Annotated in this window: 22 protein-coding genes; 6 read left to right on the top strand and 16 right to left on the bottom strand. The window is 67.7% G+C overall.

Annotated elements, in window-relative coordinates; all coding sequences use genetic code 11:
* Positions 1-16 precede the first annotated feature (16 nt).
* The 14 genes from I8N54_RS10390 to fabG form a co-directional block, all read right to left on the bottom strand.
* Complete coding sequence (locus I8N54_RS10390) at positions 17-424, bottom strand: DUF3168 domain-containing protein (RefSeq protein WP_140192634.1); 408 nt, start codon at positions 422-424, stop codon at positions 17-19.
* Positions 421-759, bottom strand: coding sequence for a head-tail adaptor protein (locus I8N54_RS10395; protein ID WP_140192633.1), 339 nt, complete (start codon positions 757-759; stop codon positions 421-423). Before I8N54_RS10395 ends, I8N54_RS10390 begins: the two co-directional genes overlap by 4 nt.
* Entirely contained in the window at positions 756-1,355 is a 600-nt protein-coding gene (locus tag I8N54_RS10400) for a head-tail connector protein (protein WP_140192632.1), read from the bottom strand. Before I8N54_RS10400 ends, I8N54_RS10395 begins: the two co-directional genes overlap by 4 nt.
* A 66-nt stretch (positions 1,356-1,421) precedes the next feature.
* Positions 1,422-2,603 carry a phage major capsid protein gene (locus I8N54_RS10405; protein WP_140192631.1) on the bottom strand — a complete coding sequence of 394 codons (1,182 nt, stop codon included), beginning with the start codon at positions 2,601-2,603 and terminating at the stop codon, positions 1,422-1,424.
* Between the two features lie 20 nt (positions 2,604-2,623).
* On the bottom strand, positions 2,624-3,151 hold the full coding sequence (locus tag I8N54_RS10410; RefSeq protein WP_140192630.1) for an HK97 family phage prohead protease: 528 nt from the start codon (positions 3,149-3,151) through the stop codon (positions 2,624-2,626).
* An 18-nt stretch (positions 3,152-3,169) separates the two neighbouring features.
* Entirely contained in the window at positions 3,170-3,367 is a 198-nt protein-coding gene (locus tag I8N54_RS10415) for a hypothetical protein (protein ID WP_140192629.1), read from the bottom strand.
* Positions 3,360-4,526: a phage portal protein gene (locus tag I8N54_RS10420; RefSeq protein ID WP_140192628.1), complete on the bottom strand. Its 1,167-nt coding sequence runs from the start codon at positions 4,524-4,526 to the stop codon at positions 3,360-3,362. Before I8N54_RS10420 ends, I8N54_RS10415 begins: the two co-directional genes overlap by 8 nt.
* A gap of 160 nt (positions 4,527-4,686) precedes the next feature.
* A complete protein-coding gene (locus I8N54_RS10425) occupies positions 4,687-6,036 on the bottom strand; it encodes a DNA-packaging protein (RefSeq protein WP_231592358.1) in 1,350 nt (449 codons plus the stop codon).
* A complete protein-coding gene (locus tag I8N54_RS20195) occupies positions 5,951-6,316 on the bottom strand; it encodes a hypothetical protein (RefSeq protein ID WP_140192627.1) in 366 nt (121 codons plus the stop codon). The genes I8N54_RS10425 and I8N54_RS20195 overlap by 86 nt, the downstream gene beginning before the upstream one ends.
* Positions 6,317-6,475: 159 nt before the next feature.
* Positions 6,476-7,639 (bottom strand): endolytic transglycosylase MltG, encoded by a 1,164-nt coding sequence (gene mltG, locus I8N54_RS10430; RefSeq protein WP_140192626.1) that lies wholly within the window; start codon positions 7,637-7,639, stop codon positions 6,476-6,478.
* A gap of 4 nt (positions 7,640-7,643) precedes the next feature.
* Complete coding sequence (gene fabF / locus I8N54_RS10435) at positions 7,644-8,900, bottom strand: beta-ketoacyl-ACP synthase II (protein WP_140192625.1); 1,257 nt, start codon at positions 8,898-8,900, stop codon at positions 7,644-7,646.
* Between the two features lie 87 nt (positions 8,901-8,987).
* Positions 8,988-9,911 carry an arginase family protein gene (locus tag I8N54_RS10440; protein WP_140192624.1) on the bottom strand — a complete coding sequence of 308 codons (924 nt, stop codon included), beginning with the start codon at positions 9,909-9,911 and terminating at the stop codon, positions 8,988-8,990.
* 102 nt (positions 9,912-10,013) lie between these two features.
* Entirely contained in the window at positions 10,014-10,247 is a 234-nt protein-coding gene (locus tag I8N54_RS10445; protein ID WP_140192623.1) for an acyl carrier protein, read from the bottom strand.
* Positions 10,248-10,391: 144 nt separating this feature from the next.
* Positions 10,392-11,129 carry a 3-oxoacyl-ACP reductase FabG gene (fabG, locus tag I8N54_RS10450; protein WP_140192622.1) on the bottom strand — a complete coding sequence of 246 codons (738 nt, stop codon included), beginning with the start codon at positions 11,127-11,129 and terminating at the stop codon, positions 10,392-10,394.
* Between the two features lie 140 nt (positions 11,130-11,269).
* On the opposite strand from fabG, the gene I8N54_RS10455 reads away from it, so the two are divergent.
* Positions 11,270-11,962: a DUF2726 domain-containing protein gene (locus tag I8N54_RS10455; RefSeq protein ID WP_140192621.1), complete on the top strand. Its 693-nt coding sequence runs from the start codon at positions 11,270-11,272 to the stop codon at positions 11,960-11,962.
* Here I8N54_RS10455 and fabD read toward each other — a convergent pair.
* Complete coding sequence (fabD, locus tag I8N54_RS10460) at positions 11,901-12,839, bottom strand: ACP S-malonyltransferase (RefSeq protein ID WP_140192620.1); 939 nt, start codon at positions 12,837-12,839, stop codon at positions 11,901-11,903. The genes I8N54_RS10455 and fabD overlap by 62 nt on opposite strands.
* A 78-nt stretch (positions 12,840-12,917) precedes the next feature.
* Positions 12,918-13,508 carry a hypothetical protein gene (locus tag I8N54_RS10465; RefSeq protein WP_140192619.1) on the bottom strand — a complete coding sequence of 197 codons (591 nt, stop codon included), beginning with the start codon at positions 13,506-13,508 and terminating at the stop codon, positions 12,918-12,920.
* A 258-nt stretch (positions 13,509-13,766) separates the two neighbouring features.
* Between I8N54_RS10465 and rpsF the strand changes: the two genes are divergently transcribed.
* The 5 genes from rpsF to I8N54_RS10490 are packed head-to-tail and all read left to right on the top strand — an operon-like array spanning position 13,767 to position 17,178.
* Complete coding sequence (rpsF, locus tag I8N54_RS10470; RefSeq protein ID WP_140192618.1) at positions 13,767-14,123, top strand: 30S ribosomal protein S6; 357 nt, start codon at positions 13,767-13,769, stop codon at positions 14,121-14,123.
* Between the two features lie 27 nt (positions 14,124-14,150).
* A complete protein-coding gene (rpsR, locus tag I8N54_RS10475) occupies positions 14,151-14,378 on the top strand; it encodes a 30S ribosomal protein S18 (RefSeq protein ID WP_140192617.1) in 228 nt (75 codons plus the stop codon).
* A gap of 10 nt (positions 14,379-14,388) precedes the next feature.
* On the top strand, positions 14,389-15,021 hold the full coding sequence (rplI, locus tag I8N54_RS10480; RefSeq protein ID WP_140192616.1) for a 50S ribosomal protein L9: 633 nt from the start codon (positions 14,389-14,391) through the stop codon (positions 15,019-15,021).
* A complete protein-coding gene (locus tag I8N54_RS10485) occupies positions 14,930-16,324 on the top strand; it encodes a GNAT family N-acetyltransferase (protein ID WP_140192615.1) in 1,395 nt (464 codons plus the stop codon). Before rplI ends, I8N54_RS10485 begins: the two co-directional genes overlap by 92 nt.
* Positions 16,321-17,178, top strand: coding sequence for a cupin-like domain-containing protein (locus I8N54_RS10490; protein WP_140192614.1), 858 nt, complete (start codon positions 16,321-16,323; stop codon positions 17,176-17,178). The genes I8N54_RS10485 and I8N54_RS10490 overlap by 4 nt, the downstream gene beginning before the upstream one ends.
* Positions 17,179-17,330 lie beyond the last annotated feature (152 nt).

The following is a 17,330-nucleotide window of genomic DNA, read 5'->3' on the forward strand; positions in this document are numbered from 1 at the left end:
GGCTCCCTTGCTGAAATCAGTCCTCGACGCGGACGTCGTAGGTCAGGTCGATGCGGCGCAGGTCCCCGGTGTCGATCCGGGCGGCCTTCGCCTTGTGAAAGTTGAGGTAGACGATCCGGCCCCGCGCCAGTGCCGGCGGCGGGCCGGACAGAGCGTCGGACACGGCCCCCGCCGCGGCCTTGACCGAGGCGAAGCCGGCCGCCGTGCCGACGACGGAGACCGTCACGCGATGCAGCGCCCCCGCACCCGACCCGTCGGAGCGGTCGCGCACAGTCTCGGGGCCGAGCGTGACGTAGAGGTCCGGAAGCGTGCCGGGTGGCAGGGCGTCATAGACGGCGCTGCCGACTTCGGCGGCCAGCGCGGCGTCATTGGCGAGTACCTGGTAGAGCGCCGCCTGCAGCGCGGCGGAGGTGGCATAGCTCACGCGACGACCTCTTCTTCGCAATGGCAGGTGATGAAGCGGGCGTCGGCGTCGGCCTCCACAACGGCTTCGATCGGGAACAGCCGGTCGCCCTCGCGGAAGCGCTGTCCGGGGCGGGGCCGAGCCTCCGTACCCCACGGCGCGGCGCGCAGCGTGATGCTGTAGCGCGCGGTCGAGAGGGGCACGGCAGGCCCGCGCGTCTCCCGACCCGTGCGGCCCTGCACTTCGGCGAAGACGGTGCCGAGCGGGACCCAGCTCTCGCTATAGCCGCCCGAGCCATCGGGCAGCCGCTCCGGCGCCTCGAGGACGAGCTGCCGCGTCAGGCGGGGGAAGCTCATGCCGTACCTCCGCCCAGGATGCGCACCGTGCGGTAGCGTTCGATCAGGGCGTTGACGCTGTAGGGCAGCGCCCCCGCACCAAGCCCCGTCTCGTGCCGGTATTCGTAATAATGGGCCGCCAGCATCTTCACCGCCTGTGCGAGGTCGGCGGGCAGATCGCTCCACTCCGGACCGAAGCCGGCGAGGAAGCCGACCTGTGCGAAGCCGCCGGACGGGATGGAGGGCAGACAGGACCCCGCCGCGACAAGAGCCGGACGATGAAGGTCCGGCTCCAGCCGCCAGGCCGTGCCGGGGACCTGCGTCTCCGCCCCGGTCCGATCGAGCAGCGCGACGTCCGAGATCGCGCTGACCGGGGCGACCGGCAGCGCCTGCCGGCCGGGGTCGCGCCAGAAGGTGACAGACCAGGTGAATTCCCGTTCGATCAGGATCTTGCCGGTGCGCGCCTCGATCGCGGCCATGGCGGCGCGCAGGTAGCTCTCCAGCACGCCGTCCTGCAGCGTGTCCTCGGCGAAGCCGCTGCCGAGGCGCAGGTGGTCCTTGAACTCCGCGACCGGAAGGGCGCCTTGCGGCACCGTGGTCTCTTCGATCAGCATCATCGCGTTACTCCGTCTGTCCGGTGCGGGGCCGGACAGGGCGCGCCGGCGCCCTGCCCGTCAGGTCGTTCAGGCAGAGAACTGCAGCAGCTTGATCGCCGCGAAGTCGCTCACACCGCCGCCGACGCGCTTGGTCGCGTAGAACAGCACATGCGGCTTGGCCGAGAACGGGTCGCGCAGGACGCGCAGGTCGGGACGTTCGGCGATCGTGTAGCCCGCGCCGAAATCACCGAAGGCGATGGCGGTGACACCGGTCCCGATGTCGGGCATGTCCTCGGCGATCAGCACCTTGTGGCCGAGCAGCCGCGCCGGCTCTCCCGCCGCGAGGCCGTCGGACCAGAGGAACCGCCCGTCGCCATCCTTCAGTTTGCGCACGGTCGACGCCGTGCGCGAATTCATCAAGAAGCAGGCGTTCGCGCGATATTCGGCGGCGAGGCTGTAGACGAGGTCGACCAGCGCGTCCGCCGCGTTGCTCATCGCGAAGGACCCGTCTGCGCCGGTCTTCACCGTGCCGAGCTTGCCCCACTCCCACGCGTCATTGCCGACGGTGTCGTAAGTCATGATGCCCTTCGGCTTGTCGGAGCCGTCGCCCGTGATGAAGGCCGCGGCCTCGGCCCGGGCGAACTTCGAAGCGATGCGCTGTGCGAGCCAGCCCTCCACGTCGAAGGCGCTGTCGTCGAGCAGTCGCTGGCTGGCCTTTGGCATCGCGTTCAGCTCGAACAGCGGGATCGAGATCCGGTCGAGCTGCGGTGTCGCCGTCTCCGAGACGGAGGCGCTCTCGGTGCCCCAGCCCGCGCCGGCCTCGGTATGGTCGATCAGCACGTCGAACGAGGTCGCGTTGACCTGCACGATGTTGGCCACCGCCCGCAGCGACGCGGTCGAGGCCAGCACGCTGGCGACGGTCGCCGAGGTCTCCGGATCGACGAGGTAGCCCCCGTCGGCCGCGACCGAGGTCACGAGGCCCTTCGCCTCGAGGTCGAGCCCCCGGAGCGCATCGTCGTCGCCGCTTCTCAGGTAGCCTTCGAAAGCCTTCTGGTGCGGGGCTTCGGTCTCTGCGGCGGCCGAGAGCGCGGGGCGCTGCACCCCCATCAGGGATTTGCGGTCGATCCTGGTCATGCGGGACTCCTGTTCCTCAACCTTCTTCTCAATGTCGCTTCGGAATGATTTGAAATCGCTCACGAAATCGGTAAGCGCGTCCCGCAGCTCCGTCGCGGCGGGAGGGATCTCGCCCCCCGTCTGGTCCTTGCTCATCTGCTCTGATCCTTGGCTGTTCAGCTTCTCATCGCGCGCGCCGCATCCCGCAGCGCTGCCGCCATCTCGCGCAGGGTGGCCGCGTCGGGGCTGTCGCCCTTTGCCCCGATCCGCGCCTCCGGCAGCATCGGGAAGGTGACGAGGGAGACTTCCCAAAGCTCCACCTCCGCCAGCTGCCTCTGCCCCTTGGTGTCGCGGTGCGCCTTGCGGGTCCGGTAGCCGATCGACAGCCCGTCGATCGCGCCCGCCGCCAGCAGCGCCGCCGCCTCCCGGCCCTTCGCCACGTCGGTCAGGATGCGGCCCTTCACCTTCAGGCCGCGCCCGTCCTCCGCGATCTCGTCCCAGACGCCGATCGGCTGGCCCGGATCGTGCTGCCAGAGCATCCGCACCCGCCGTCCGTCTTTCAGCGAGGCCGCGTAGGCCCCGGCACGGACGATGTCGCCCCCCTGGTCGGGACGGCCGAAAAGCGAGGCATATCCCTCGATCACGTGGCCGTCCCGAACCGTCACCTCACCCCCGAGGCGGCAGAACTTGTGTTCCAGTTCCAATGGCTTGTCCCCCGTTCTTCAGATACCGACGAGCGCGCGCAGCGCTTCGAGCGCCAGCACCGCGCCAGCGGCCCAGACACAGAGCCAGACCTGCCGTTCCAGCCGCTCGACCATCGTCTCGATCCGCCCGAGCCGCAGGTCGAGCTGCGCGAACCAGAAGTCGGTCACAGGCGCGCGCTCGCGCCGCCGCTTGTCGATCTCGACCACGTCATTCATCGCTTGCCTCCATCGGTGGCAGGCCGAGCAGCGCCCGCTTTTCCGCCGCCGTCAGGAACGTCGCCTCACCGACACGGCGCCATTGCGCGTCCCGCTCCGCCGACAGGGCCGGCACCTGGTCGAGGTCAGGGCGCAGATCCGCACCGTTCCCGGAATGGTCAGCCAGCCAATCCGACAGCGTCCCCAACACGCGCGCCGCCAGCGGCAGCACCGTCAGCCGGTAGAAGGCGCGGTTGGCCTCCTGGTAATTGGCGTAGGTCGCGTCGCCGGGGATGCCGAGCATCATCGGCGGCACGCCGAAGGCCGTCGCGATCTCACGCGCCGCGGCCTCCTTCGTCTTCTGGAACTCCATATCCGACGGCGAGAAGCCCATCGGCTTCCAGTCGAGCCCACCTTCCAGAAGCATCGGTCGTCCCGCGTTTCGGGCGCCCTGGTGATGTGCCTCCATCTCCTGCAGCAGGCGGTCGTACTGGTCGGCGGACAGCTGTCCGTCTTCGCCGCCCCGGTAGACGATCGCTCCCGAAGGCCGCGCCGCGTTGTCGAGCAGCGCCTTCGACCAGCGGGAGGCGGAATTGTGCACGTCGATCGCCGTCGCGGCGGCCGAGAGCGCCGACAGCCCGTAATGATCGTCCTGCGGGTGGAAGCTGCGGATATGGCAGACCGGGGACGGCCCCTCGCCGACGGCGAAGCGGTGCTTGCGTCCGCCGACGGTGTAATCGTAGGCGACCGGCCAGCCGTCGTGCCCCGGCACCAGCGACATGCGATCGGAGCGGAGCACGTGCAGTTCCACCGGCAGGCCGGTGTCGGCCACCGCCTCCACGTAGGCATTGCCGGTCAACAGAAGCTGACCATAGAGCGCTTCGAGGAATTCCGCCCGGCCCTGCGCCGCGTTCGGACGGGACAACAGGGTGAGCAGCGGATGGTCGGTGTAGCGCGCCGCGCTGTCCTGGCAGAGCACCGGCAGCGCCGCGGCGGCTTCGGCCACAAGCTTCACGGCGCGAAACCCGACCGGGTTGCCGGTGAAGCCGGTCCGCGTAAGGGAGGCGACATCGCGCGGGCTCCAGGCCACGCGGCCCGCGCCCTGCACGGCGATCACCCGACCCGTGGCAGAGGCCTTGGTCTCGACCGGGGCCGCGTCGCGCCTTTTGAATGGAAACATCTCGTTCTCCCGGAACCGCATCTCGCGTCGTCGGGAAAGAGATATGACGGCCAGGGCTTAAGATGCGCCGTCCCCACCGCGCGGTGGCCGTTGCGGGACGGCTGGCGGGGCAGTGCGGCGCGGGAGCGTCAGGCTCCCGCGCCGCACGCGTCGTCAGTTGTCAGAGCGTGCGCACGGAGGGCCGCCCGCGCGGCCCCAGCATCAGCTCGGTCAGGGCCCAGACCAGCGCGTCGACGCGGTCGGGCGAGCCGCCGCCGGTGAAACCAGTCGCCGTCATCAGGCCCATCTGCTCTTCCAGCGCAGCCAGTCCCCGGACATGCCGGACGCGCCCCTGCTCGTAGAGCGCCGCAACGGGCTCGGCACGGACATGCTTGCTCTTGCTCGCACGCACGGCCCGCACCGGCACCATTGGATCGACCACGCGCATCACCCGCGTGACGAGGTCGCCGCCGTTGTTCACCTCGGCCACGATCCGGTCCGCGCCGTGACGGTGGTAGGCGGCGACGGCCGCCGCCGCCCAGTCGCCCCCGCCCGAGGGACGGACCGTCGCGTCGGCGAGCACCCAAGCCTGCCAATCGGACGGCGGCCCCTTCAGGATCGCGCCGGCGACGACGATGCCGCATTCGTCCGCCGCCCTGCCGCTGCTCACCGAGGGATCGACCGCCACGACGATCCGGTCGAGCTCGGGCACCGGCGCGTCGAAGCGCACCGCATCCAGCAGTTCCAGTGGCCAGAGCGCGCCCTCCACCTCCGTCAGCATCACGCCGTCCAGCTCCTGCCGTCCGAGCGCGCTGCCGCCGAACCGCTCCTCCACCTCGCGCAGGAAGGAGGCGGCGAGGTTGGCGGCGTTGGCCGATGTCGGCGCGTGAGTGACGCGCGTGCTTTCCCGCTCCAGCAGTTGCCGCATCACCGGCGTCGGCCGGGGCGTCGTTGTTACGCAGCAGCGCGGATCGTCACCGAGCCGCAGCGCGAACTGCAACATGTCCCACGCATCCCGGTCCTTCCTCCACTTGGCCAGCTCGTCCACCCACGCGCCGTCGAACTGCGGCCCGCGCAGCGCCTCGGGATCGTGGGCGGAGAACAGCATCGCCTCCGCCCCGTTCGGCCACTGCAGCAGCCGGCGGCCCGCGATCCATTGCGGGCGACGATCGGGCGGGCAACAGGCGAGGATGCCGCTGTCGCCCATCACCATCACCTCGCGCGCCTGGTCGATCGTCTCGCCCACCAGCGCGATCCGGCGGCAGCGCCCGGGATCGTCCCGGCGCGCGCCTTCGACCTGAGCGCGCACCCACTCGGCGCCCGCGCGGGTCTTGCCGGCCCCGCGGCCGCCCAAGATCACCCAGTTGCGCCAGTCGCCCGCCGGCGGCACCTGATGGTCCATCGCCCAGAAGTCGAACAGGAACGGCAGCGCACGCAGCTCCGCGTCAGTCAGCCCCGACAGGAAGCTCGCCTGCGCCGCCGGCGGCACGGAGGCGATCCAGCCGGCGCCCGATCGCAGCCCGCGCGGCATCGGCGTCGAAACGGTTTCCGGCGAGGGCGCCACCATTGCGTGCGTTCCAGTCATCGAATTTCTCCATGATCTCGATCATCTTGCGGACGGCGAAGGTCAGCTCGTTGGAGCGCGCGACAAGTTGCCTGGGCTCCGTCGCATCGGCTTCCTCGTTGAGGTCGTCGAGCATCCGGGTGAGGTCGTCGCCAACCCGGTGCAGCAAGGCGCGTCTCTGGCGGAGATCGGAGAGGATCTGTGGCCGTAACTCCTCCCAGGGGAGGTCGGTCTCATGCGTCATCATCAATGTCAGTCCTGAAATGTGTTCGGACCCGGCGGAAATGAAAAAGAGCGGAGCGGACCTGATCCGCGCCGCCCGTCTGCCGGGGGACACAACCTATACGTTAATCAGGACTTAATGTCAAGCCCATATCAACTTGAGGTTGTTAACGACTGCCCAGTCCTATTCGCCCGTGGTCGCCGCCTGCTCCGCCTCGATCTCGCGCCAGCGCGCGACGTTGCGGTTGTGCTCGTCCAGCGTGGTCGCGAAGGCATGGCCTCCGCTGCCGTCCGCCACGAAGAACACGTAGTCCGTCGTGTCGGGGTTCAGCGCCGCCTCGATCGCGGCCCGGCCGGGGTTGGCGATCGGCGTCGGCGGCAATCCCTGGATGACGTAGGTGTTCCACGGCGTCGCCGCGCGCAGCTCGCTCTGGCGCAGGCCACGACCCAGCACACCCTGCCCCTCGGTCACGCCGTAGATGACCGTCGGGTCCGTCTGCAGCCGCATCCCCTGTTCGAGCCGGTTGACGAAGACGCTCGCCACCTGCCCGCGCTCGCTCGGGATGCCGGTCTCCTTCTCGACGATGGAGGCCATGATGAGCGCCTCTTCCGGGCTCTCGTAAGGCAGACCGTCGGCCCGCGCGGCCCATGCGTCCTGCAGGATGTTCTGCTGACGCACTTCCATCTGCGCGAGGAGACCGTCGACCGTGTCGCCGGGCTCGAACGCGTAGGAATCCGGCGCGAGCGTGCCCTCGTCCGGGATGTCCTCGACATCCTCGGAAAGTTGCTCGATGGCGTTCAGCGCCTGCACGATCTGCCAGGACGTGACACCCTCTGCGATGGCGAGACGGTAGAGCGTGTCCTGCGCCTCGGTCACTTCGGTGAATTCCGGCGGGGTCTCTTCTTCGGCGGGGTCGAACTGGACGAGCTGCTCGTAGCTGCCCTGCACCGGGTCGAGCTCACGCACCTCGACCAGCGTGCGGGTCACGCCGACACGCCAGATCACCTCGGTCCCGCACGTGTTCGCGCCGCCCCGTGTGACGATGTCGACGATCTCCTGCATCGAGACCTTCTCCGGCAGCAGGAAGCTCCCCGCTTTCAGCTGGTCCGCCTTGCCGGCATATTGGGCGCCCATCCGGAACAGGGTCGGCGACGTGATGGCGCCGTCGTTCGCCAGCGTCTCGCTGACGGTCCAGAAGTTCGACCCCCGGTCGACCTGCAGGCAGATCGCGTCGGCGAGCGGGCCTTCGCCCTCGTAGGTCTCGTTGCCCCAGATGACCACGCCGGCCATCAGGAACGTCGCCACCACGAAGAAGGTCAGCGCGTTGGAGGCGATGGAGCGCCACATGCTGTCAGACCTTTCCGAAGATCACGCTGGCGTTGGTGCCACCGAACCCGAAGGAGTTGGACAGCGCGTATTTCACCTCGCGCTCCACCTTCTTGTTCGGCGCGAGGTCGATCGCGGTCTCGACGTCCGGGTCCTCGAGATTGATCGTCGGCGGGCAGACCTGGTCGCGGATCGCGAGGATCGAGAAGATCGCCTCGATCGCGCCGGCTGCGCCGAGCAGGTGCCCGGTCATCGACTTGGTCGAGGACATGGTGACCTTGGAGGCCGCGTCGCCGAGCAGTCGCTCGACCGCCCCCAGTTCCACCGCGTCGGCCATGGTCGAGGTGCCGTGCGCGTTGATGTAGTCGATGTCCGCCGGCTCCAGCCCCGCGTCTTCGAGCGCCATCTTCATGGAGCGCTCGCCGCCGTTGCCGTCCTCGGCCGGGGCGGTGATGTGGTAGGCGTCGCCCGACAGGCCGTAGCCCAGCACTTCACCGTATATCTTCGCACCGCGCGCGACGGCATGTTCGTACTCCTCGAGCACGACCATCCCGGCGCCTTCGCCCATGACGAAACCGTCGCGGCCCCGGTTGTAGGGCTGGGAGGCTTTCGTCGGATCGTCGGCGTACTTGGTCGACAGCGCCTTGCAGGCGTTGAAGCCCGCGATGCCGATTTCACAGATCGCGGCCTCGGCACCGCCGGCGACCATCACGTCCGCGCGGCCCGTCTTGATGAGCTGCGTCGCGTCGCCGATGGCGTGCGCACCAGTCGAACAGGCGGTGACGACCGCGTGGTTCGGGCCCTTGAAGCCGTGACGAATGGCGATCTGGCCGGAAATCAGGTTGATGAGCGCGCCGGGGACGAAGAACGGCGACACCCGGCGGGGCCCCTTCTCCTTCATCATCACGGCGGTGTTGGCGATCGAGTTCAGCCCGCCGATGCCGGAGCCGGTCAGCACGCCGGTGCGCAGCAGATCGTCCTCGTCCTCGGGCTGCCAGCCGGAATCCTTCACGGCCTGCTCGGCTGCGGCCATGGCGAAGACGATGAAGGTGTCGACCTTCCGCTGTTCCTTCGGCTCCATGTAGCTGTCGGCATTGAACGTGCCGTCGCTGCCGTCACCAAGCGGCACTTCGCAGGCGTAGGTCGTGGTGAACCCTTCGGGATCGAAGACCGTGATCGGCCCCGCCCCCGACTGGCCGGCGAGCAGACGCTCCCAGCTTTTCTCGACACCATCCGCAAGGGGGGTAACCAGACCCAGACCCGTTATGACCACTCGACGCATTCTTCGCCCCTCTCTCACCGTGGCTTTCGCGGTCCTGATACCCTTTCGTGACAAGAATGGGCAAGACCGGGCATCTCTCTTCCGGGCTCAGCCGTCCGCCGTCATCAGGCCGATCCACGTCGTCAGCAATTGTGCGCCGAGGATCGCGGCCTGCCCGGTCCGGTCGTTCTCCGGCATGAACTCCGCCATCGTGATCGCCGCGATGCGAGCGCGGGCGGTGATCCGCTCGACGATCTCGACCGCGTCCCAGTAGGACAGCCCGCCCGCCGTCGGGGCGATGACGGCCGGCATGATCGACGGGTCGAGCGAGTCGAAGTCGAAGCAGAGCAGAACATCCGCGCCTTCCGGGATCCGGTCGAGCGCCTCGCGCCCGCCGCCCCGGCACCAGTCGCGCGCCGGCACCAGCGTCGCCCCCCAGTCGCGCGCGTCTCGCGTGTCGGAGGGCCGGGCCGACCCGGTCCCCCGCTGGCCGATCTGTGTGATACCGGACACATGTCCCATCTCGGACAGGCGCCTGAGACCGGACGACAGTCCGAACCGCTCGCCGTCGACCTCGTCGCGCCAGTCGATATGGGCATCGACCTGCACCACCCAGATGTCGCGACCGCTGAGCGCCTCGCCCATCGGGATCGGCAGGGAATCGTCACCGCCGAGGCAGACCGGCACGGCACCCGCCTGAAGGATCTCTTTCGCCTGCGCGGTGATCGCCGCCCGGTTGGCTGCCGCGTCGTCACCGGTGGATACGTTTCCGCAATCGACCAGAACGCCGTCGCCCAGCGTCACGCCGCCCGTGTCGAAGTTAACGTGCGCCCGGTTCGCCACGTAGCCGGCGGATCCGGCGCGGATCGCCTCCGCGCCGCCAGCGCAATAGGGCCCGACGGAGGCGTAGGGCGTCGCCGTGTCCGCCCCGAAGAGCGCCACCTTGTGACCGGACTTCGCCGGCCCCGCCTCCACGCCGAGGAACGTGCCCCGCCCGCCGTCACTTCCGAACATTCGTCCGAGATCGCTCATCCGTCCGTTTTCCCTCAGCAGTCATCGGTCCTGAAATGACGAAGGGCGGCACCGCAGCGGCACCGCCCTTCGTAAAAATACGCGTTCGTCGGAAAGGGTCGCTTACGACGCTTCCTTGATGAACTTCACGGCGTCGCCGAACGTCTGGATTGTCTCGGCGGCATCGTCGGGGATCTCGATCCCGAATTCCTCTTCGAAGGCCATGACCAGCTCGACGGTGTCCAGCGAGTCGGCGCCGAGGTCGTCGATGAAGGAGGCGTTCTCGGTCACCTTCTCCTCGTCCACACCCAAGTGCTCTACAACGATCTTCCGCACGCGATCAGCGACGTCGCTCATGTCCATTCCTCACATCTTGGGGCATTGCAGCCCGGTCTTAGCAAATCTCGCCCGAAAACGGACGTCCGCCCCCGGTTAGGTCGCGCCGCCTATACCAGAGATTCCTGCACAGGCAAACGCTTTCACGTCACGGCGAAAGCCACGTCAGAGCATGGCCATCCCGCCGTTCACATGCAAGGTCGTTCCGGTGACATATCCGGCCTCGGGCGACGCGAGATAGAGCACGGCAGCGGCGATTTCCGCCGGTGTTCCCATGCGTCCCGTGGGGATCTGGCCGAGGATCGACTGCTTCTGATCGTCGTTCAGCTTGTCGGTCATCGCCGTCTCGATGAAGCCCGGCGCGACGCAGTTCACGGTGATCCCGCGCGTCGCGACCTCGTAGGCGATCGACTTGCTCATGCCCACCATGCCGGCCTTCGCGGCGGCGTAGTTCGCCTGCCCCGGATTGCCGGTCGCACCGACGATCGAGGAGATGTTGACGATCCGCCCCCAGCGGGACTTCATCATCGGCCGGACCACGCTCTTGCAGAGCCGCATGGTGGAGGTGAGGTTCACCTCGAGCACGCTCGCCCAATCCTCGTCCGACATGCGCATGAAGATCTGGTCGCGGGTGATCCCGGCGTTGTTGACGAGGATGTCGAGCGATCCCATCGCCTCGACCGCCTGCTTCGGCAGCGCCTCGACCGCCTCGGCGTCGGAGAGGTTGCAGGGCAGGACATGCGCCCGCTCGCCCAGCTCGGCCGCCAGCGCCTCGAGCGGCTCCACCCGCGTCCCCGAGAGCCCCACGGTGGCCCCCGCATCATGCAGCGCCGTCGCGATCGCGCCGCCGATCCCACCGGACGCGCCGGTCACCAGCGCGGATTTGCCTGTCAGGTCGAACATGTCTGCCTCCTCATCTCGGGTTGGCGGCTGATTGCCCGATCAGGCGGCGTGACGCAATGTCCAGCCGTCGCCGGTCGTGCCCATCTGTTGCCAATTTCGGCACGTATGCTGTTCCTGACGTTCGTTAACGGGATCCTCGTATGTATTTTGAGACCGCGCCGGTTATGCCGAATGGCGTAGAAGCCCTCTTTGCGTCGCCACTGACGCATCCAATCACCCTACTGGCAATATTCGCGGGCTTAGTTGCGGTGTTCCTGCTGGTCTTTCGTCGACCCAAGCACTCGCTATCTCGCTCGAACGTGAGGCGGTCTGATCGCCGGCCGTCCCTGCATGTCGTGGATCGCAAGCCCAGTACCATGTCGACACGGGCTCGCTACATGGAAGCGGTAGAGCGCGCCGAGTACGTCACGAGCCCGATCATGAACAAGTCGGAATTCCGGCTGTTCCGCTCCCTGAGCGAGGTAGTCAGCGGCTTCGGCAACGGTCACCGGCTGTTCTCGCAGGTCAGCCTCTCCGAGGTGATCCGACCGAAAGGCACCGACCGCGACGCGTTCAACGCGATCAATACCCGCTCTCTGGATTTCGCGGTCGTCGACGGGCGCGGGCATCTCGTCATCGCTATCGAGTACCAAGGCGAAGGGCACTACCAGAACGGCGCTTTCGCGCGAGATGCGATCAAGCGTGAGGTTGTCCGCAAAGCAGGAGCCGGCTGGCTGGAAATTGAGGCCGGGGAAAGCCCCGGCCGTGCCGCCGAACTGCTCCGCGCCAAACTCAGCCCTGAAGGGCCTCTACCGCAGCCTTCACATCTTCAGGGGACCCGACGTTCCGTGTAGCGACCTCCCGCTCGATCCGCCGGACCATGCCCGACAGCGCCTTACCAGCGCCGATCTCCCAGATCTCGGTGACGCCCTGGCCGGCCATCCAGGCGACGCTTTCGCGCCAGCGGACGGAGCCGGTCACCTGTTCGACGAGCTGCGAGCGGATCACCGTCGGGTTGGTCACGGCTTGGGCCGAGACGTTGGTGACGACCGGAACCGATGGTTCGTGAATCGACACGTCGTCGAGCGCTTCGGCCATCACGCGGGCCGCGGGCTCCATCAGGGCGGAGTGGAACGGTGCCGATACCGGCAGGAGCACGGCACGCTTGGCGCCCTTTTCCTTGGCGATCGCGGTCGCGCGTTCGACAGCGGCCTTGTGCCCGGAAACGACCACCTGTCCGGGATCGTTGTCATTTGCCGCTTGGCAGACTTCGCCCTCGGCAGCTTCGGCGGCCACGGCGGTGGCGGTTTCGAAGTCGAGGCCGAGCAGCGCGGCCATCGCGCCCTCACCCACGGGGACGGCCTCCTGCATGGCACGGCCACGCGTGCGCAGCAGTCGTGCCGTATCGGACAGCGTCAGCGCCCCGGCGGCGCACAGCGCGGAATATTCACCGAGCGAGTGTCCGGCCACGAAGGATGCGGCCGTCACCTCGACCCCTTCGGCGCGGAGCGCGGCCATCGCGGCGAGCGAGGTGGCCATCAGCGCGGGCTGGGCGTTTGCCGTCAGGGTGAGCGTTTCGATGTCGCCCTCCCAGATCAGCGTGGAGAGCTTTTCGCCGAGCGCCGCGTCGACCTCGTCGAAGACGGCGCGGGCCTCGGGATAGGCGTCGGCCAGCGCGGCCCCCATGCCGATGGTCTGGGCCCCCTGCCCCGGAAAGACGAATGCGCGCATCTCGGCGACCTCCCTTTGAACGGTTCGGTCCCCGATAGCGTGCAAGTCAGTCGGGCACAACAAAGCGCCCGTGCGCGATCAGCCCATCAGGTCGGCGCCGAGCCGGTCACGCAGCGCGACGAGCGCCGCCTCCTGCCCCGCCGCGACGGGAAGAGTCTGGGCGGTGTTGCGATACCGCAGGACCAGCCGGGCATGACCGGCGCGCATCTGCGTGCGGTCGAGGTGGACGCCGCCAATCTCGTCGAAATCGTAGCGCGCGACGAGGCGGGCCTGCCCGGCGCGACAGCGCACGACCTCGCGCACCTCGCGCTGGCGGCGGTCGACCTGAAGCTCGGGGCGGCTGCCCCGGCTGGCGAACCAGAACAGCAGCGCCGATAGACCGACCAGCAGGCCAGAGGCGCCGAGCCGTTCGGACATGGTCGCGATGCCGGGCGCGAGGTCGGGCAGCAGCCAGATCGCCAGCGCGCCGAGCGCGGCCCCGAGGCCCAGGAACCACGACATGCCTTGCGCGATCATCACGCCGACGGGCGCGACGTTGCCCGCGCGGATGACGTAGCCCCAGTAAGTCTCGTCCAGTTCAAAGGCCGCGGGCGGCGCTTCCGCGAGGGACAGGGGAGCGGCGGCCGTCGCCGGGGAACCGGACTTGCGTCGTGCGAGGGTAAGAGACATGAGGTCCGCCTGTTCTTGTTCGTTCGGTCTTCGCCAATCGGTCTAGCCCCGGATCAGGGCACCAACTTGGCGCGAACCGGGCGCATGCGGCACAACTTCCCGGCGTTGTCCCGCTTCTGTCTTGCGTCAGGCGACAGAGCGTCTATAAGGCCGCTTCTTTCCGCGATACGTCATGAACCGCGCAGTCTCTCGTGGGTCGGGTGCGGAAAGAGCGAAAACGCCCGCCCTTTGAAATGCGCCGCTTATAGGGAAACCCGCATGCCGCTTTACGAGCATGTCTTCATTGCGCGACAGGATCTGTCGAACACGCAAGCCGAAGGTCTGATCGAACACTTCTCGCAGGTCCTCACCGACAACGAAGGAAAGGTCGTCGAGACCGAGTACTGGGGTGTCAAGACGATGGCCTACAAGATCAACAAGAACCGCAAGGGCCACTATGCCTTCCTGCGCACCGACGCGCCCGCGTCCGCTGTCCAGGAAATGGAGCGCCTGATGCGCCTCCACGACGACGTGATGCGTGTGATGACCATCAAGGTCGATGAGCACGAAGAAGGCCCGTCGGTTCAGATGCAGAAGCGCGAAGAACGCGGCGACCGCCGCCGTGAGCGCAACTGAGATCGCGTGAAGAGAGGATCCTAAGACATGGCAGCCAAACCGTTTTTCCGCCGTCGCAAGACCGATCCGTTCGAGGGCGAGAACGCCCCGAAGATCGACTACAAAGACACCCGCACCCTGCAGCGCTACATCTCCGAGCGCGGCAAGATCGTGCCCTCCCGCATCACCGCGGTCGGCGCCAAGAACCAGCGCAAGCTCGCCAAGGCGATCAAGCGCGCCCGGTTCCTGGCCCTTCTGCCCTATGCCGTGAAGTGAGGTAACTCCGATGGAAGTCATCCTTCTGGAACGCGTCGCCAAACTTGGCCAGATGGGCGAGATCGTCTCGGTCAAGGAAGGTTACGCCCGTAATTTCCTGCTCCCGCAGCGCAAGGCGCTTCGTGCCAACGACGCCAACAAGGCCCGGTTCGAGAACGACAAGGCCCAGCTCGAGGCGCACAACCTCGAGACCCGCAAGGAAGCCGAGTCGCTCTCCGAGAAGCTCGACGGCGAGACCTTCGTCGTGATTCGCTCCGCCTCCGACGGCGGTGCGCTCTACGGCTCCGTTTCGACCCGTGACGCCGCCGACGCCGCCTCCGAGGCCGGGTTCACCGTCGACCGCAAGCAGGTCGCGCTGTCCGCCCCGATCAAGGAGCTGGGTCTGCACACCGTCACCGTGTACCTCCACCCCGAGGTCGAGGCCACGATCACCCTGAACGTCGCCCGCTCGCCCGAAGAGGCCGAGCTGCAGGCACAGGGCAAGTCGATCCAGGACCTCGCCGCGGAAGAGGAAGCCGCAGCCGAGTTCGAGATCCAGGAACTGTTCGACGATGTCGGCGGTGCTGCGCTCGACGACGACGACCTCGACCCGCGCGGCCCCGCGCCGGAAGAGGACCAGTCCGACGAGCCGATCGAAGACTGATCCGACGATCCGCCGCGCCACAGCCGGCGCGTCGCAATTTTCGCAAAGGGCCGTCCTTCGGGGCGGCCCTTTCGCGTTATGCGTGTGGCGCAAACAAGCACTTGTTGACGACTCAACCCCGCCACTCTCTCCTCTAAATATGAACACGATTTCGCCCTTTTCTGCGGGGGCCCCTGCAGGGGTTGTCACCGCCCGGATGATCCGCCCTGACACGGGGGGGACATGGGCCGAACCGTTCCTCGACCAGTGGCGGGACCTGTCAGACAACGCATTGGAACCGAACGCTTTTTACGCGCCGGAGATGCTGCTTCCGTCGCTGCGCCACCTGCTTGGAGATCACGACGTTCGCATCTTTACGTTGTGGTCCGAAATCAACGGCAACTCAAGGCTGCGCGGACTGGCGCCGGTCGCGCCGGAATCGACGCTCGGCAAAGCGCCGATGCCAAATATCAGCACTTGGCAACACATGCACGGTTTCCTTGGAACGCCGCTTATTGTCCCGGGCTGGGAAACTCCATTCTGGTCACACTTCTGTGAAACCATTGCGGACACCTGGTGGGGCGGTTTGCTCCGGATCCGGCGCACGGATGCGAACGGTCCGTCGGCCGCGGCGCTGCGTGCGCTCTGCGTCGCGCACGACATTCCCGTGCGGGAGGTCAGCCGGCAGGAGCGCGCGTTCCTCACCGTCCCCGCCGATCCGGCAGCCTACCTCGCCGAGCAGATGCGCGGCAAGAAACGCAAGGAGCTGCGCCGCCAGCGGCGGCGGCTCGAGGAAACCGGGAACCTGACGCTCGAGATCGTGCGCTCCGGCGCGGCCGAGGTCGACCGCTTCATCGCGGACTTCCACTCCCTCGAAGGCGGCGGCTGGAAGGGTGAGAGCGGCACCGCGATCGCACAGTCCGATGCGGAGTCCGGCTTCTTCGAAGGCGCGATCCGCGATGCGGCGGAGGCGGGTCACCTGCTCGGCCTCGTGCACCGGCTGGACGACCGCCCGGTCGCGATCCTCGTGAACCTGCTGGCCGCCGACGGCTGCTTCTCGTTCAAGACAGCCTATGACGAGGCGCTGTCGGCCTATTCCCCCGGTGTCCAGATCCAGATCGACAACATGACCGTGCTGGCGGACGCCGGCATCCGCTGGTCCGACAGCTGCGCGGCCAAGGACCACCCGATGATCAACTCGGTCTGGGGCGAACGCCGCACGATCGCGGACCTGGTCGTCGCCCAACCCGGCACATTGAGACGGGGCCTCTTCACGGCCCTTGGTGCCGGCGAAACCATTTACAGGAGGTTGAGAAACAGATGAACGAGACCGTCAAGATCGCGGCCTGCTGGCCCGAGGCCAGCCGCAACGACCTGCGCGCCGCCTACCCGAACCGCCACCAGAAGCTCAGCCATACGCTCGACAAGCATCCGCTGCTGGAGCTCGAGAGCCTCGCCCGGCTGGCCGAGTCGATGTCCGACAAGATGGTGGAATACAACAAGGGCGCGCTGCCCATCGGCATCAAGGCCGAGGACGTGCCCGAGAACGGCCTGTCCATCGGCGAGACGATCCGCCGGATCGACGAGGTCGGCAGCTGGGCTGTGCTCAAGCACATCGAACAGGACCCGGCCTACAAGGACCTGCTCGACAGCCTGCTGGGAGAACTGAAGGATGTGGTCGAGGGCGCGACCGGCCCGATGAAGAAGCCCGAGGGCTATATCTTCATCTCCTCGCCCGACGCGGTGACGCCGTTTCACTTCGATCCCGAGCACAACATCCTGATGCAGCTGCGTGGCGACAAGGTGTTCCACGTCTTTCCCGCCGGCGACGATCGCTTCGCCGCCCACGAGGAGCACGAGCGCTACCACGGTGGCGGTCACCGCAATCTGCCGTGGCAGGACAGTTTCTCGGACGAGGGCGAGGCGGTTCACCTCACGCCCGGCGATGCGATCTACGTGCCCGTCATGGCGCCGCACTTCGTCAAAAACGGCAGCGCGCCGAGCGTGTCGCTGTCGATCACCTGGCGCTCGCGCTGGAGCATGGACGAGGCGAACGCCTACGCCTTCAACAAGCGGCTGCGGGGGCTTGGCCTGTCGCCGACACCGCCGGCGCGCTTCCCCGAGCAGAACCGTGCCCGGTCGATCGGCGAGCGGGTGTTCCGCAAGATCGGCAAGTGAGGAGCCGGGCGGCGAGGCGCCACGCGCCTTTCCGCCCCGGACCCGGCCGCGAGCCTCTGTCCCACTGCCTCGATAAGCGGCAAGCTCCCGCCGCGCCGTTGCGTCAAGTCGCCCCGCGCTTTGCGTTTCGCGGGGTCTGCTGCAATCCTGCT

The sequence above is a fragment of the Pelagovum pacificum genome (assembly GCF_016134045.1).
Taxonomy (GTDB): domain Bacteria; phylum Pseudomonadota; class Alphaproteobacteria; order Rhodobacterales; family Rhodobacteraceae; genus Oceanicola; species Oceanicola pacificus_A.

Bases quoted from the DNA above. Each gene is read 5' to 3' on its own strand.
- rplI (WP_140192616.1), top strand. From the start codon at position 14,389: ATGGAAGTCATCCTTCTGGAACGCGTCGCCAAACTTGGCCAGATGGGC.
- I8N54_RS10415 (WP_140192629.1), bottom strand. From the start codon at position 3,367: ATGAATGACGTGGTCGAGATCGACAAGCGGCGGCGCGAGCGCGCGCCT.
- I8N54_RS20195 (WP_140192627.1), bottom strand. From the start codon at position 6,316: ATGATGACGCATGAGACCGACCTCCCCTGGGAGGAGTTACGGCCACAG.
- rpsF (WP_140192618.1), top strand. From the start codon at position 13,767: ATGCCGCTTTACGAGCATGTCTTCATTGCGCGACAGGATCTGTCGAAC.
- I8N54_RS10445 (WP_140192623.1), bottom strand. From the start codon at position 10,247: ATGAGCGACGTCGCTGATCGCGTGCGGAAGATCGTTGTAGAGCACTTG.
- fabD (WP_140192620.1), bottom strand. From the start codon at position 12,839: ATGCGCGCATTCGTCTTTCCGGGGCAGGGGGCCCAGACCATCGGCATG.
- I8N54_RS10440 (WP_140192624.1), bottom strand. From the start codon at position 9,911: ATGAGCGATCTCGGACGAATGTTCGGAAGTGACGGCGGGCGGGGCACG.
- I8N54_RS10455 (WP_140192621.1), top strand. From the start codon at position 11,270: ATGTATTTTGAGACCGCGCCGGTTATGCCGAATGGCGTAGAAGCCCTC.
- fabF (WP_140192625.1), bottom strand. From the start codon at position 8,900: ATGCGTCGAGTGGTCATAACGGGTCTGGGTCTGGTTACCCCCCTTGCG.
- I8N54_RS10490 (WP_140192614.1), top strand. From the start codon at position 16,321: ATGAACGAGACCGTCAAGATCGCGGCCTGCTGGCCCGAGGCCAGCCGC.
- I8N54_RS10485 (WP_140192615.1), top strand. From the start codon at position 14,930: ATGTCGGCGGTGCTGCGCTCGACGACGACGACCTCGACCCGCGCGGCC.
- I8N54_RS10405 (WP_140192631.1), bottom strand. From the start codon at position 2,603: ATGAGCAAGGACCAGACGGGGGGCGAGATCCCTCCCGCCGCGACGGAG.
- I8N54_RS10395 (WP_140192633.1), bottom strand. From the start codon at position 759: ATGAGCTTCCCCCGCCTGACGCGGCAGCTCGTCCTCGAGGCGCCGGAG.
- I8N54_RS10465 (WP_140192619.1), bottom strand. From the start codon at position 13,508: ATGTCTCTTACCCTCGCACGACGCAAGTCCGGTTCCCCGGCGACGGCC.
- I8N54_RS10420 (WP_140192628.1), bottom strand. From the start codon at position 4,526: ATGTTTCCATTCAAAAGGCGCGACGCGGCCCCGGTCGAGACCAAGGCC.
- rpsR (WP_140192617.1), top strand. From the start codon at position 14,151: ATGGCAGCCAAACCGTTTTTCCGCCGTCGCAAGACCGATCCGTTCGAG.
- I8N54_RS10400 (WP_140192632.1), bottom strand. From the start codon at position 1,355: ATGATGCTGATCGAAGAGACCACGGTGCCGCAAGGCGCCCTTCCGGTC.
- fabG (WP_140192622.1), bottom strand. From the start codon at position 11,129: ATGTTCGACCTGACAGGCAAATCCGCGCTGGTGACCGGCGCGTCCGGT.
- mltG (WP_140192626.1), bottom strand. From the start codon at position 7,639: ATGTGGCGCTCCATCGCCTCCAACGCGCTGACCTTCTTCGTGGTGGCG.
- I8N54_RS10425 (WP_231592358.1), bottom strand. From the start codon at position 6,036: ATGCCGCGCGGGCTGCGATCGGGCGCCGGCTGGATCGCCTCCGTGCCG.